Consider the following 16479-nt stretch of genomic DNA (forward strand, 5'->3'; position numbering starts at 1 on the left):
CATCTCGCCGATCTTCCACTACGAAGGCAAGGCCTACTCGTATCAGGCATTGATCAAGAAGACGAGCCACCATGAGGCCAAGGAATACCTGACCCGCTGGCAGGACGCGGTCAAGGCCCAGTTGGCGAAAGACCGGCTGGTCAAGACCATCAAGGTCAAGGAAGACAGCGACAAGGCCTATGTCCTGACCGGCGAGCGCGGGTCCATGCTCTTCGCCGTTGTCCGCGGCCCGCAGGAGATGATCGACACCCGGCTGCGCAACATGGTCGAGTCGGTGGCGGGCACGTTCGAGAAAGAGGAGACCCAGGTGAAGAGCTTCTTGAGCTATCTCGAGCTGCCGTCCTTAGAGAATTTCCGCACGTCCGCCGACCAGGCCGATGACCAGTTCCTGCGTCAGCTCTGGCAGTCGTCCTACATGGCCCGCCTCGAGCCGTCTTACACCAGCGCCGGCGGCAACATGGTGGCCAAAGTGAGCTTTGCCGAACTGGTCGCCTCGGCCCAGCGCGCCCAGGAAGACCTGGATGACCTGAAGAAGCGCGAAGAATATCTGGTGAAGAGCGAAGGTTACGCGGATTATAACCGCTCCTCGTATGAGATGGCTTCCATCAAGCGCGAAAAACTCGCCGAGAATCAGCAGTTGATCGCCAGGATCACCGGCAGAAGCGAGAGCGACGTGCTGGGTAATTACATCGCTTACCTGAACGCCGCCGTGGACGCCCGCAAGGTCGCGGTCGTGTTCCTGCCGGTGGACGCTGTTGAGATTTACAACTTGAATACCAAAGACCTCATCCGCCTGGCCAAGGCGACCCGCCGGTTCTTCGGTCTCACGCACGCTGCCTATAAGCCGGTCCAGGAGGCGTTGGAACGCCGCTTGGTTCGCCTTGCCAACAAGGTCCAGAAGAGAGATGCCAAATTAAGAGAAAGAGTTCTTGTCCAGATCTGGCAGCTCACGCTGGATAAATACATCAGCGTTGAAATCCTCGGCCAGGTCATCAAGACGGTGGGTTACGCCGGTAAAGATTTAAGCGGCGTCAATGTCTACCAGAAGGATATCCTCGCGCTTGTCCTCAAGCACAAGGAAGAGTTCGGCAAGTCCAAGAGCAGCTTGTCGCTCGTGGAGCTTTTGGACAAATTTGTGCCGTTCCGCGTCATCAACCTGGTCGGTCAGGCCCGCGCCGGTAAGTCCACCCAGACCAAGCTGATCTATGATTGGCTTGTGAAGCGCGGCGAGAACGCCGAGATCATCGACATCGGGTTGCTCTACCGCGCCTATGCCTTCTATATCAAAGAGATGGTCGAGAGAGGTTACGTCAATCTTCTTGAATCTGATGAGAACCTGGTCTATGCCTTGCGCGGCGCCCACGTGGTCATCCGCGACAACAATATCTACCTGAACGGCGCGTATCTCTCCGATGCCCAGCTTCACAGTGAAGAGGTCGGGAAGACCCTGTCCAAGATGACGAAAGATCATCCGAAGGTCGAGGATTTCCTGCGCGAGAAAGACCGCGAAATCGTCTTCAGCGTGCCGAGGACCACGTGGGTCATCCTCTCGTCCCGCGGGTATTATCCGAACCAGTATCTGGACAAGACCTACTTGGATATCTACCTCACCGCCAGCATCGAGAAGAGAGCGGCCAACGCCCTGCGCGCCAAGAGCATGAATCCTGAAGCTCCGGAGAACCGGGAAGAGCTCGAAAAGGCCAGGAAAGACATCGCGGAACGCGACATCGAGGACGCCACGGACGAGAATTTGAGAAATTATCCCGGGACCTTTGAAGTTGTCTCCAGCGAAGAGGACAACCCGCTGGCTATTACCGAAAAGATCGCGGATGTTGTCAAAGCCAGAGAAATCCGCGTGAGCAGCACCATCGAGAAGATCCTGGCGATCCTGGACAACAGGATTGCCAACAAGAAGTCCAGCGCCATCATCCTCCTCAAGGGCGGGCTGCGCGGCGGCGTCGAGCCCGGCTTCCAGAAGAGAGCCAAGAAGGCCCTGGACAAATCCGACGCCCTTAAGACCACCGAGACGCCGCAGTTGCGGCTCACCCCGAGCCAGGAAACCGGCCGCTGGGGTCCGACCGGTATCACCTTCATGGTCAAGGACCTGAAGGGCGTTCCGGAAGCGGTCAAGCAGGTCGGCCTCGCGCTCATCCGCGAGAACAACGGCTGGCAGTTCGACCGCTGGATGCAGAACCTCCTGGCCAACTACGGCTCGAATCCGTCGGTCAAGGCCGTGCACTTCGCTTATACCTATTTGGGCGGCAACGTCAAGGCCTGGATCGTGGACCTGCAGAAGGACGACAAGGAATACGCCGACGTCCTGAAGAAGCTGATCAACGACCAGTTCGAGATCCCGGCCGAAACCCTTAAGGAAAGATTCGAGAAAGACCTGGAGATCGAAGAGCTCAAAGAGATCGTCTTCCAGGATTACGTGAAGTTCATCATCGTCGGCGCCACCAACGCCTTCAAGTCGCACAAGGGCTCCTTGAGAGAGGAAGCCGGCAAGGCCATGAAGGAAGGCAGTCTCAAGCACACCCTGGAAGAAGGCCGCCGGCTGGGCGTTGCCGACAACAGCGTCGGTATGGCCGCCAACGCCATGCACATGTTCTCCTACAGCGAAATGCTGCGCGAACTCGCGGTTTACGGTGACGAGATGATCGACATCTTATACAACCTGTTGGTCAGTAATACCGAAGAGAATTTCAAAATGAAAAGGGAAGAGGCCAAGGACGATGCAGCCAAAGCCGAAGTCGAAAAAGAAATTAAGGAAATCAAGGATCAAACAGAGGACCTTAAGGAACAGATCAAGCGCGAGAAGTTGAGAGACCAGACCCAGCAGGGTGAGGACAAGGCTATCTCCACCCTCTATAAGCAGATGACGGAGATGAAAGAGAAACCTGTCACGAGCCGTCAGGACATCAAGGATTACGCCGATCTGAAACGCGAGCTTTCCGTTGGCGTCAACCCGGTCCAGGTCATTGAGAACCTCTTCTACCAGGGCCGGTTGAACGCGCTTCTGCCGGAATTCAAGGAACTTGAAAAAATCGCCTATACCAGCAGTCATTACGGCTTCAATATGTATAAGCACGTTGTCCAGGTCTTGAGCCGGCTCTACTTCATCGAAGAGGCCGCCCGGCTTGAAGCCGCCGGCATCGCGGATGATTCCGATACCTATCGCGAAGTTTATGAGCGCTACCTCGCGGATGTGCCGGGCCTGCATGAGCTGACCATTGAGGAATTCAAACACCTGGTCGCCGTGTATAAGAGAGCCGTGAGCATCGAGCTCAAGAGCGCCGATAGACAGAGCGAACTTGACCGCAAGATCTTCTTCTTCCTGACCATCCTCTTCCATGACCTGGCTAAGACCATCGATGTCCAGCAGCACGTGGCCCTGGGGCCGGAGTTGGCCCAGAGAGTGATGGTCCGCCTCGGCTTTACGCATGAGCACGACATCACCCTGGCCAGGTTTATCGTTCTGCATCACAGCTTGTATACCCGTCTCAATTCCGGGTATGACACGTATGCCGGCGTCAGGGAGCAACTGGTGCGCGAAGGCGTTGCCGACTGGATTTCGCCGGAGCAGTTGACGAACCTCTTGGCCGCCGCAGCCATTGCCAACGTGGCGGACATCAGCGGCATCGGTTACGGCAGGGATATCGACAGCAACAAGCTCCGCGAGATTCTCTATCAGCTGACGGACGCGGATTACATCGAGCAGCAGGTCGCTTTGAGTGACGAAGCGGTGGTGGAACAGCGCCTCGGCCTCCTGCTCGGCAAGAGCAAGTTGAGCAGCGAGATCAAGGCCATCATGGGTTATATCCGCGAGATCAACAATCCGGAATTCACCGCCTTCATGGCCCAGCTCTGGATGGGTTATGCGAGGCCGATGGTCAATCAGCTTTCCGCCAAGTCCTTCGTGAATGTCTTCTACCAGGCCTATAAAGTCAGCCGTAGCAAGCATATCAGGACGCCGTTGATCTACTTCTTCTCCGAGAAACAGCCGACCAAGGAAGAGGTCAAGGCCGCGGATGAGAAGCTCCTCGAAAAGAAGTTCTGGGAAGAGAAACCTGTTGAACTCACCCAGTTCGGCATCGACATCAACCCGAGCCGGGAGAAGCGGGGCGAAATCATCGTCAAGTTCATTCCGATGACCAGAACGCCGCTGGCCATGCCGGAAGACGGCAAATCAAAGGACGGCAAAGTGTATACCGTTCCTCTCCTGGCCCACGACACGGTCATGTATGAAATCTTCGAGAAGACCATCAAGGCCCTGAAGGAAGAGGACGAGGACGTTGCCGAGGCCTTGAGGATCGCCGAAGAAGAGCACCGTATCATCTATGATTACCGTTTGATGGTCGATGAACCTTACATGAACACCGTCGCCTACATCGAGCAGATGGAAGCTGGCTTCCGCATCCGCATCTCCAGATTCCTCATGGAGAACCTGGACAGCCCGCAGGTCGCCGTGATCCTGCATCAGCTCTACAGCCAGTATAAAGAAACAGCAGGGAAGTATGAGTTCAAGGCCGACACGACACTGGTCGGCAATAGCACCTTGACGGTCGCCCGCGGCCTGATCACCGCGTTTGTCAAAACCTCCTTGCGCAACGCCATCAACGCCCGCATGAAGGTCACCAAGAAGATGGAAGAGGCGATCAATCAGCTGGCTGTTGAAAAAATCCTGGAGCAGATCGGTGATGAGGATGTGAGAGGAAAGATCGAAAGAGAACTGGTCGGACTCTATTTCGAAAAGGTGGCGGCCGGCGAAGGCAACGTCAAATACGCGCTCAAGAGCGACCTCTCCGGCATCATTAAGATCGAACTGGCCGAAGCCATGGCGCTGGTGGAACGCCAGAAGAAGTTCCGGGCCATCGCGGGTGACATGAAGGGCCTCAAGGATATCATCGCAATGTATGCCCTCGACCTGAACAAGAAAGAGGCCGAGGTCATCGAAGACATCAAGCGCGCCGTTATTGAGTTGACAGGGATGCCGGAATACGAGTTTATCGGACTGGACGGCGACGCCCTGGTGAAGAAGCTGGAAGACATCATTATGGGTGAACTTCGCAAGGGCATGGAAACGAGATTCTGGGACGGCAAGGACATCCTCGAAGGACAGAGGAGATACCTGACCGAAGAGCTTGAGCTGGGCGGCGGTGTTGCCACCAACGTTAAAGAACTGCAGGCAGACGCCTTGCGGACGCTGGAAGAAGCCAAGAGCGAAATCGCTGGTGATATGAAGACCAAGTATGAAAGAGCCCTTGAACTGTTCAAGCTTTCGCTGAAACAGAATCTGACAGACGCTGAAGAGCAGGAGCTGGCGGATGCCGTGAAAGAGATGCTTGCGCTGTTCATCGATGCCTTGAATGCCAAGAAAGTTGCCGCGAAAGCCGCGTTGGACGCGAACCCGACCGATGAAGACCTCAAGAAAAAGCTCGAAAGCGCAGAGAAGAAGGCAAAAGATTTGGATAAACAAGCCAAGAAGCTGGCCGAGCAAGTGAAGTTGGCGAACAAGATCAAGGAACTTAAGGTCGAAATCAGCAACCTGAAAACGACGGGCGCTTCAGAGGATGCCATTCAGGCCAAACAGGCGGAGATTCTGAAGCTCCGTATGGCGCACATTGTGAGCGACAAGAAGATCGCCATCACAGGCGACGTGACGGAAGACCAGTTAAAAGACTTGATTATCAAGAATCTGAACGCTGTGAACGACCTGAACAAGAAGATCAAGGCCGAGAAGGACAGAGCAGCCAAGAATAAATTGAAGGAAGAATTGAAGAAGGCCGAAGAGACCCAGAAGGCCCTGGCCGAGCTCAAGCGCTTGTTAGACCTGCCCGAAGCTGTCAAGAAACTTAAAGAAGAAGCCAGGGTCCTCACCCTCAAGGCCGTGACCGGCGCGGCCATCCGGCTCAACCGCGAATACCGCGGCAAGAAGGTCGCGAACATGACCAAGGAACAGGCCAAGCCGTTCATCGGCCTGGTCAACATCATCATCGGTTCCGGCGAGGCCACCCGTTACAGCCCGGCGTTCCTCGTCCACAAGGCCATGGAATCCATCTACGGCGCCACCAGCATGCACGTGGTTTGGCAGGCCGTCAGTCCGATGAGCGTCGGCGCCCAGCCGGTTCTGCCGGTCAACATGAGGTTCATCGGTCTCTTCCTTAAGAATCCGCAGATGTATGACGAAGTGAACAAGATCGAAGGCGCGGTTGAAGATGAGGAATACATTGACGCGGACAAGAAGCAGAACGTCGTTCCGGCCGAAGGCCTGGTGAGCAAGAAGGGCGAAGGCGGGCTGGGCGGCCACGGCAGCCAGCAGAAGTACGCATTCGATGAAGTCTACGACATGGGTGAACTCGACAAGGTGGCGGCCTTCCAGGTCCACTTCGGTGAGCACGCGCCGTTGGCCCTGGAGACCATGATCCATTCCGCCATGGTCACTTACCTCGAGCAGTTGTTCCACAACGCCTACAAGGACCAACTGGTGTCGGCGTCTTCCAGACAGGACACGACCATCGCCAACAAGGGCAACTTCATCTTTGATTCCATGGGCCGCCTGTTGAACATCACCGACATCCACAAGAGAACGTCGGTCAGCCGCGACTCCCTGCGCCGCGGCGAGGCCTTGCGCAGGATCGCCGAACTTGAACGCATCAGCAGAGAAGGCGAAAGTAAACTTGAATATGCGGACTTGGGTAAGGCCAAGGCGCTGTTGATGAAGTACCGCGGCAAGGACCTCCACAGAATGTTCCAGGATACGCCGAAGGACCAGCGGCCTGCCCTGAAGAAAGAGATTGAGACAGAGATCAAGGAAATCCAGGAGCACCTTAAGGAAATCAACAAGTTCGCCATGAAGGCGCTGGGCCTGGGTGACGTTGACAAGAAGGCCGTTGAGAAGGAATGGGACCTCATCACCTATGAGCAGGAAAGATTGTTGAGAGAGTTCAAGCAGAAGAAGGATGAGTTGGCAGCGAAAGGCAAAGAGGCCTACATGCCCATCAACGCCAACAAGGGCATCTTCTCCAGCAAGGTGTATCCGTTCATCAGGGACGAGAAAAACTACGAGGAATATGTCGGATTCGATGCCAGCAACACGAACTCCGAGTTCCTGGCCTGGGACACCATCCGCGCCATCCATAACACCTTCCGCAGTCTGCCGGTCCGGCTGCGCCAGGCCTTCTACGGCCTGTATCCGGTGGCGGCCATCGACGTTTCTTACACCGGCTACAAGTCCACCGGCTGGGCGTCCTCCGGGACCAAGGACGTGGGCAACGCGGCCAAGCTCTTCGGCGAATTCCAGAAGGACTGGGGCCGCAAGTTCGAGGCCGCCGGGGTCAAGACGCATAAAGAAACATTGTCCCTGCAGGTCACGACCACCACAGGCAAGACCTTGAACGAAGAGTTCATCAATAAATTCAAACTTGCCGAGCGTAAAGATTTTGTGCTCAAAGGGTTCGTGGTTGTTAATCTGGATAAAGAGTTCATCTGGCTGAAGGACGAAAACAGAATCATCCGCGCATTGGCGGACAAGACGCTCGAAGAATTGGCCGTCACCGCCGAAGGTAAAGTCCTTAAGGGTAGCGAGGAGATCTCCGAAGCCGAATACGAATCCTTCAACCTGGGCCGCGACAAGACCCGCGTTGAGGTCGAGACAACGGCCAAGAGCATCGAAGAGTACTTTAAGGCAGGTCATTCCAAACGCGGCAAGGTGGTCAGATTCAAAAATGTTTACGAAAGCCCTGAAAAGATCAAGAAGACGCTTGAGGAAATCAAGAAGGGCGGCATTTTGAGCAATCCTCTGAACATGCGCATCTACCTGCCCGAAGGCGTCAAGCTGGATGAGCAGACCCTGAAGAAGCTGATCGACACCTTCACGCATGAAGGCGAGCGCGGCAACAAGGGGCCGGACGGCGCCAGGGTCTTTGAGAATCTCTGGATCGACCTCGAGTCCAGAGTCGGCTTCTACGTCTATCTGCGCGACGCCGAGATCGTGGTCAGCTATGTCGGCCGCGGCTGGGGCCTGGTGAGAAGCAAACTTAACAACACCATGCTGGTCGACCACCGCTTGATCAGCGAGAAGAAATACCTCCTGTTGCCGATCTTCAACCAGAAGTTCACCGACACCTTCACGTCGCTTATCAACACCACGGCCGAGAATTCGCTCATCTTCCCCGGAGCCGGCATCGAAATGAGGATCGAAGGCGGCCGCACCGCCATCGTGAACGCGATTTTGAGAAACACCATCGTTCCCGAAGGCCGCAAGGTCCAGCCGGGCGCCCGCATCACAGGCCTCATGGACGTGGAACGCAAATTGATCGAGACGTTATACATGGCCAGCCGGGAAGAAGCCGAAGACATCATCGCCAAGATCCTCATGAACGAAGAAGACAAGGGCCGCTTCACCTCGGTGGCCGTGGCCATCGCGGCCCTGCCGCAGTATGAAGGGCTGTTGAGCAAGGTCGACAGCAAGGCCCGCGGCGAGGTCATGGCCCGCAAGGCCGTCATCGAAAAGGCCTTCGGCACCTACTTCCATGTCCTCACCGCCGGTCAGCTCATCAAGCAGCGCTTCCAGCGCAAGACGGCGTTCGACGACTTCCGCAACATCGCCATCAAGTCTGAAACCTTGCGCAAGCAGTTGAAGTTGAGCGGCGAGCAGGAGGATGAACAGAAACTGTTAGGGTATCTCCTGGGCTATGAACCCACGGATGAGTCCCTCGACGACCTGTGGATTTCCTACTTTGCCGGGCTCGCATCCTTCGGCGAACAGAACAAGCAGTTCCAGACGAACTATCTCAATAACACCCTGGCCACGGTCCGCGTCGAATTGACCTACTTCGCCGAGTCCCGCGTCCGCCGCGCCATGCTCGAGAAAGCCATGAAGGAACTGGCCGAGAGCGCCGCCAATGCCAAACAGACGGCCGAGGATTACTTGAGCGCCCAGGGCCTCACCCAGGAGCAGTATCTCGAGAATTATGAGTTCGAGCATGAGCATGAAGTTCAGCCGTATATCGAAGACTTCGTCGGCAAATACATCGGCACGGTCTATGAATATGTGGCCTCCGCGCTCGCCTGGGCGCCGCTCATTTACGGCAAGGCCATGGCCAACGGCGACCACTTCAGCGTCAAGCCGGTGGCCCATCGCCTGGGCAACGTCCAGTATTTGAGCATCGCCCGCATGGCCCAGTCCGCGGCGATCCATGACGTGGCCCTGACAGAACCCGAAGACAGCCCCTATAGAGTTAAAGACGACGAACTCTTCCACCCGCACCTGTATAACAATGATTTCGCCAACAAAGAGGGCGCGCTGAAGGCCGTTGAGAAACTTGTGGAAGATGCGGCCAAGACCGGCAAGGAAATTTCCCTCGAAGACCAGGCCAAGCTCGTCATTGTCGGCGGCATCCTGGACGTCAACAATCCGGATATTAAGGAAGAGTTCTTGAGCTACAAGGCGGCCGGCCAGCTCGCAGACTTCTTCAAGAAATACATTTTCAAGAAATCCAAAGAGAACCTGGCCACGGCCGATGACGAACTCGACCTCAACAATTTCTTGCAGGAATTCGTTTACGACAAGAGCGGCCGGAAGAAGACCATCGTTTACATCTTCGACAATAACTTCGAAGGCGTGTTCGACCTCTACTTCCTCCAGAGCATCCTGGAGAAAAACCCGAACCTGACCGTTTACGCTCTGCCGAAGAAGCTCAACGTCAGCAACGACTTCTCAGTCCAGGATATCCGGGACGTCCTCAACGACACGATCGGCCGGAAGGTGTTTGCCGGGCTTAAGGGCATGATGGAAGAGATCACGGGCGAGAACATCCAGGGCGCGGCCGACAAGCGCTTCAAGGTCCTCACCCAGGGTCCGGGCCTGCAGGGCATGGACCTGGCCCATATCTCCAAACAGGTCAAGGCCGTGCTCGAGGACGACAACACCATCCTCGTGACCAAGGGCCAGGCCAACGCCGAGGTCAGCCAGGTGAGCAGCCTGCGCCGCCTCCACATCCTCATCAGCAAGGGCGCCACCATCGCCGGCCTGACCGGGTTCAGCAAGGACGCTAAGGCCATGGTGGTGGCTTACCTGCCCAAGGGCGTTGTGCTGGGCAAGGGCGCCTTCGACACCAAGCAGGCCGATCCGCTGACCGGCCGCATGATGAACCTGCCGCGCCGCAACTTAGTCTGGTGGCGCGCCGTCCGCCAGGGCGCTGTGCAGATCAGCCCGATGCCGGATGAGCATACCGCGCCTCTGCTGGCCCATGACACGGTCCTCTATGAGGTGTTCGAGAAGACCATCGCCGCCCTCAAGAAGGTTGATTCCTACGCAGCCATCAACCTGAAGAAAGCCGAAGAAGAGCACCGCATTGTTTACGACTATCGCCTCTCCAGCAAGGGCAACAAACAGCTGGCGAGGATCGAAAAGACCGCGGCAGGCACGTTCCGGATCCGCCTGTCCCTGTTCTTGATGGAGAACTTGGACAGCCCGCAGATCGCCGTGATCCTGCATCAGTTGTTCAATCACCGCGAGGAAGCTTCCTACAGCATGGACGTCAATACCGCCATCGAAGAAGGCAGCGTCAAGGTCGCCAGAGCCCTGATGTTCGAGTATGCCAAGACCGCCATCCGCAACATGATCGAGCTCGGCGAGCCGTTGTCCAAGCGCATGGAAGAGACGTTTGAAGACGAAGTCCTGGATGTGAACAAACTTTTGGAACAGGTCGATGACAAGGAAACCAAGGCCAAAATTCGCGGCGAGATCGTTCCGGTCTACCTGCAGGAGATCACGAGCGGCGACAACCAGGGCAAGTTCGAGGTCAAGAATGATGCCGCGGCGGCCATCAAGAGCGAGATTCTGGAAGCCCGCAAGTCCCTGGCCCGCCAGAAGAAGTTCAACAAGATCGCCCGGAATATCAAGGGCCTGCGGGAGATCGTGACGATGTATGCTCTGGACCTGAACAAGACCAGGGAAGACGTCATCGCCGACGTCAAGCGCGCCGTGATCGAGATGACCGGTCTGCCGGCCAGCGCCTTCGACGGCCTCGAAGGCCAGGCCCTGGTGAGCAAGCTCGAAGAGGCGATTATGGTCGATCTCCGCAAGCGCATGGAAGCCAAATTCTGGGACGGCAAGGACATCCTCGAAGGCCAGAGAAGGTATCTGAACGAAGAGCTTGAACTGGGCGGTGAAGTTGCCAACGGCACCAAGGAAGCGGCCGCGGATATCTTGAGAGCCGTTGAAGAGGCCAAGAAAGAGATCGGCGATGAATTGAAGAGCAAGTATAAAGCGGCGCTCGCTTTGTTCAACGCTTCTTTGGAAAAGAATTTTGAAGCCTCAGAGCAAAAGGCGTTGCTCAATGCCATTCAGGAGGTTGGGAAACTGATGGCCGCGTATCTGGCCGGCAAGACGGCCGAAGCCAAGGTCAAGGCGGAAGCCGCTCCGGCGGACGAGGACCTCAAGAAGAAATTTGGGATCGCCGAGAAGAAGGGAAAAGACTTTAAGAAATTGACCAAGAAATTGGACAACCTGCTCAATCTCTTTGACAAGATCAACGCGGTCAAGGAAAAGATCGCCGCCCTGAAACAGTCCGGCGCTGATGAAAAGGTCATCGAGCAGGAAGTTAAGGCCAAACAGCTCGAGATATTGGCCATCCGTATCGCCGACCAGGCCCGCGAAAAATTGGAGGATATGAAGGCGATCGGGAAGATGGTCAAGGGCAATAAGGACATGGCTGCGGAGGCCAAGAGCTTGATCAAGGCCCTGCGTCATTTGAATGCCCAGATCAAGGCCGGGTTGGCCCTGGTCCAGGAAGGCGAGCATCACAAGGTTCCGGACGTGTTGACCGAAGCCATCAAGGCCATCAACCAGCTGGTCAATAAACTGAACACCAAGAACAGAGAGGAAGAGGAGACTGCCGACAGAGCCAGGAAGAACGACCTGGCCGAGCATATCAAAAAGGCCGAAGAAATCCAGAAGGCCATTGCAGGAATCAACCGCCTGTTGGAATTGCCGGTGGTTGTCGAGAAGCTCAAGAAAGAGGCCAGAGTCCTGACCCTGAAGGCCGTAACCGGCGCGGTCATCCGCTTGAACCGCGAATACCGCGGCAAGAAAGTCGAGGACATCAGTGAAGAGGAAGCCAGGAGATTCTTAGGCCTGGTCAACATCATCATCGGTTCCGGCGAGGCCACCCGTTACAGCCCGATGTTCCTGGTCCACAAGGCCCTCGAGTCCATCTACGGCGCCACCAACATGCACCTGGTCTGGCAGGCCGTCAAATTCACCAGCGTCGGCGCCAAGCCGGTTCTGCCGCTGGGCATGAGATTCATCGGCCTGTTCCTCAAGAACGAAGCCGAGATGTATGCCGAGGTCAAGAAGATCAAAGGCGCTGTTGATGATGCAAAATATGCCGACATGGACAAGAAAAAGAACGTGGTTCCTCCTGAAGGCATGAGCAGCCAAAAGGGCGAAGGCGGGTTGGGCGGCCATGGCAGCCAGCAGAAGTATGCCTTTGACGAAGTGTTCGCCAAGGGCGAGCTGGACAAAGTGGTCGCCTTCCAGGTCCACTTCGGCGAACACTCGCCGCTGGCCCTGGAGACCATGATCCATTCCGCACTGGTCACCTATCTTGAGCAGTTGTTCCACAACGCCTACAAGAACCAGCTTGTGTCCGCGTCCTCCAGACAGGACACGACCATCGCCAACAAGGGCAACTTCATCTTCGATTCCATGGGCCGCCTGATGAACATCACCGACATCCACAAGAGAACGTCGGTCAGCCGCGACTCCCTGCGCCGCGGCGAGGCCTTGAGACGGATCGCCGAGCTCGAGCGGATCGCGGCCGAGAGGGGCAAGGAAGTGCCCGGTGACGTGACCAAGGCCAAGGCCTGGCTGCTGCAGTATAAGGGCAAGGACCTGCACAAAATGCTGGAGAAAAAGGAGATCGACAAGGAAGCGTTCAAGAAAGAAGTCGCCCAGATCCAGGAGATCCTTAAGGAGATCAACAAGTTCGCGATCAAGGAGCTTGGGCTCGAAGGCGTGGATGACAAGGGTCTCAAGGATTGGGACCTGCTCACCTACGAGCAGGAGAGATTGTTGAGAGAGTTCAAGAAGAAGAAGGAAGCGGCCGAGAAGAAGGGCCACGAGGCCTATATGCCCATCAACGCCAACAAGGGCATCTTCTCGAGCAAGGTGTATCCGTTCCTCCGGGAGCAGGCCGTTTACGACGAGTATGTCGGTGTTGACGCCGGCAACATGACCTCCGAGTTCCTCGCCTGGGATACGATCCGGGCCATCCGCCGCACCTTCCGCAGTCTGCCGGTCAAGGTCCGCCAGTCGTTCTACGGCCTGTATCCGGTGGCGGCGATCGATGTTTCGTATCCGGGCTACAAGTCCACGGGCTGGGCGTCTTCCGGGACCAAGAACATGGCTGACGCGGCCAAGCTCTTCGGCAAGTTCCAGGAGGATTGGGGCCGCAAGTTCGAGAGAGCCGGCGTGGCCAGACATGCCGAATCCCTGTCCCTGCAGGTCGCCACGACCGAAGGCAAGAGTTTGACCGAAGAGTTCATCCGCAAGTTCGGCCTCAACGAGGTCAGGGGCTTTGTGGTAGTCAACCTCGATAAAAACTTCATCTGGCTCAAGGACGAAGGCGTCATCAAGCGTCTGCTTGAAAACGGCGCGGTCGAAACCTTGATGGTTTCGCCGGAAGGCCGCGTGGTCGACGCCGCGGGCCGCGAAGTGAGCGAAGAGATGTATGAAGAGCTCCGCCTCACCCTGGCGAACACCCGCGTTGAGACCATCGAAGATTTGAAGGGTGTTGCCGGCTACATTGCCAGCGAAGGCTACACGACCAAGCGCGGCAAAGAGGTCAAATTCAAGGACATTTACGAGAGCAGAGAAAAAGTCATCAAGGCCTTTGACGAGAACGTGAAGAAGGGCGGCATCATGACCAACCCGCTCAATATTCGCATCTACCTGCCTGCGGGCGTGAAGCTGGATGAAAAGAACCTGAAGAAGCTGGTTGAGGTCTTCAAGAACGAGGTCCAGGGCGGGTCCAAGGAACCGGATTCCGCCAGGATCTTCGAGAGCTTGTGGATCGATCTCGATTCCAAGGTCGGGTTCTACGTTTACCTGCGCAATGCTGAAGTCGTGGTGAGCTATATCGGCCACGGCTGGGGCGTGCTGGAAAGCAAGGTCAAGGACAGCATCTTTGTCGATCACCGTTTGATCAGCGAGCAGAAGGTCCTGTTGCTGCCGATCTACAACCAGAAGCTGGTCGACAGCTTCACCTCGGTCATCAACAGCACGGTCGAGAACTCGATCGTGTTCCCGGGCGCCGGCACGGAGATGAGGGTTGAAGGCGGCCGCACGGTGATCATGAACGCGGTCCTGAAAAATACCGTTGCTCCGGAAGGCCGCAGAATTGAGCCGGGCGCCGTGATTGAGACCATTATGCAGGAAGAGCAGAGACTGATGGCGAAGTTGAGCGCCGCGTCCGAAGAAAAGGCCGTGGCCATCGCCCAGGAATTGCTCGGCCGCGCTTATGAGCCCGGCCGTTACACGTCCCTGGCTGTCGCGCTCTTCGGCGTGCCCACGAAGATGGGCCTGATCCTTGAGTCCCTGTCCGATGCCGACAAGAAGCTTGTGAAGCAGAGGATGGATATTGTCGCGCCGGTGATGGGCGAGGTCAACACCGAGGCGATGCTGGAGCTGTTCGCCGGCCATCGCATCTTTGACGTTGATGACACGAGAGAGAAGAAAGAGGAGAAATTGGTGGCCCATCTCCTGGGTTACAAACTTGGAGAGCTCGCCCTCAAGGGCATTGATGTGAAAAAGTATTTCGCCGGCCTGGCTTCCCATGGCGAACAGCGCGACCAGAACTTCTACCTCAATTATGAGAACACCGCCCTCGAGGCCGTTGAAACGGAGTTGGAATACACGGCTGAAATCCGCATCCGCAAGATCCTCACGGCCCAGGCCAATAAACTCGGGTTGGTGACGGAAGAAGATCTGGAAACCTTCATGGCTGTTAACGAAGAGAAGATCAAGACCTATATCAAAGACTTCGTGGAACTCTACGAAGACAAGGTCAAAGAATATGTTTACGCCGCCCTGCGCTGGGTGCCGGCGAGCGAAAAACGTTATTTGAGAGACCGCCTGGGCAATGTCCAGTATATGAGCATTGCCAGAAAGGCGCAGGAAGCCGCCATCCAGGCCAGGGCTAAGGAGCTTACGACAGAGGATGTCCGGACATTAATGTATAAGAAATTAATTAAGGAGGAGAAGGGTAAGGATAAGGCAGCGCAAGAAAATGCCAAGAGAGCTGAATTGTTGGATATCTTTACGGTCAAAGAAGATGAACTCTTCCATCCGCACGAATACAACAACGAGTTCGCCCACAAGAACGCGATGAAGGCCATCAAGAAACTCGCCGAAGACGAAGAGAGAGCGGCCCGGCGTTACTCCCTCGAATACCTGGGCAAGCTCGTGATCGTGGGCGGTGTCATGGATATCAACAATCCGGACATCAAGGCCGAGTTCCTCCATTATAAGGAACAGGGCAAACTCGATGAGTTCTTCAATAAATACATCTACAAGAAGTCGCTCGAAGCCCTGGCCACCGAGCATGACGACGAAGATGTGCGGCTCTTCCTCGAGGAATATGTGTATTCCCGGGAGAAGAGGACGATTGCTTACATCTTCGACAACAACTTCGAAGGCGAATTCGACCTCCTGTTCATCCAGAGGATGCTCGAAGAAAATCCGAACCTCACGATCTACGCGGTCGTGAAGAACATCAATGTCAGCAACGACTTCTCGGTGCAGGATGTCAGAAACGTCCTGGCCGACAAAGCCAGCAGCGGCATCTTCGTCCGCGATGCCAAGTCCGCAGCCGACCGCGTGTTCTTGAACGAACAGGTTGAATATGTCGAAGGCGATAACGCCGCAGAGCCGACCAAACGCTTTAAGGTCATCACCCAGGGGCCTGGCTTGCAGGGCATTGATCTGGCGCACCTCTCGAAGCAGTTGAGGAATGTCCTCGAGCAGAATGACGTGTTGGTCCTCACCAAGGGCCAGGCCAACGCCGAGTCCACCCAGGTCGAGGGCTTGAACCGGCTCCATATCCTCATGAGCAAGGGCGCCACGATCGCTGGCCTGACCGGGTTCAGCAAGGACGCCAAGGCCATGATCGTGGCTTCCTCACCGGCCGGCATCATCCTCGGCAAGGGCAAATTCGACGTCAAGCAGAAAGATCCTTTGACCGGCCGCGTGATGACCGTCCCGGCCCAGAACCTGGTCTGGTCACGCGGTGTCGAGAAGACCCTGAAAGACATGGCCGAAGAAGTCGAGGCCAAGGGCAGGCAAAAGGTTGCGTTTGAGCGCGAACTGCTTGCGGCCCAGGACAAATTGTTTATGTTGCCGGTGGACAAGTCTTTGACAACCACAGAGCTGGCGAGGAGAGAGGCCGCCCTGAATGCCAGAATCAAGATCCTCGA

General features: G+C 56.2%; 1 protein-coding gene (running past both ends of the window). It reads left to right on the forward strand.

Positions 1-16479: part of an inositol monophosphatase family protein coding region (locus Q8Q08_00405; protein ID MDP2652474.1), annotated on the forward strand (this coding region is incomplete at its 3' end). The annotated region is longer than the window, extending 73790 nt past the left edge and 52481 nt past the right edge; the window shows 16479 of its 142750 annotated nt.

The organism is Candidatus Omnitrophota bacterium (assembly GCA_030688425.1).
Taxonomy (GTDB): Bacteria; Omnitrophota; Gorgyraeia; order Zapsychrales; family JANLHA01; genus JAUYIB01.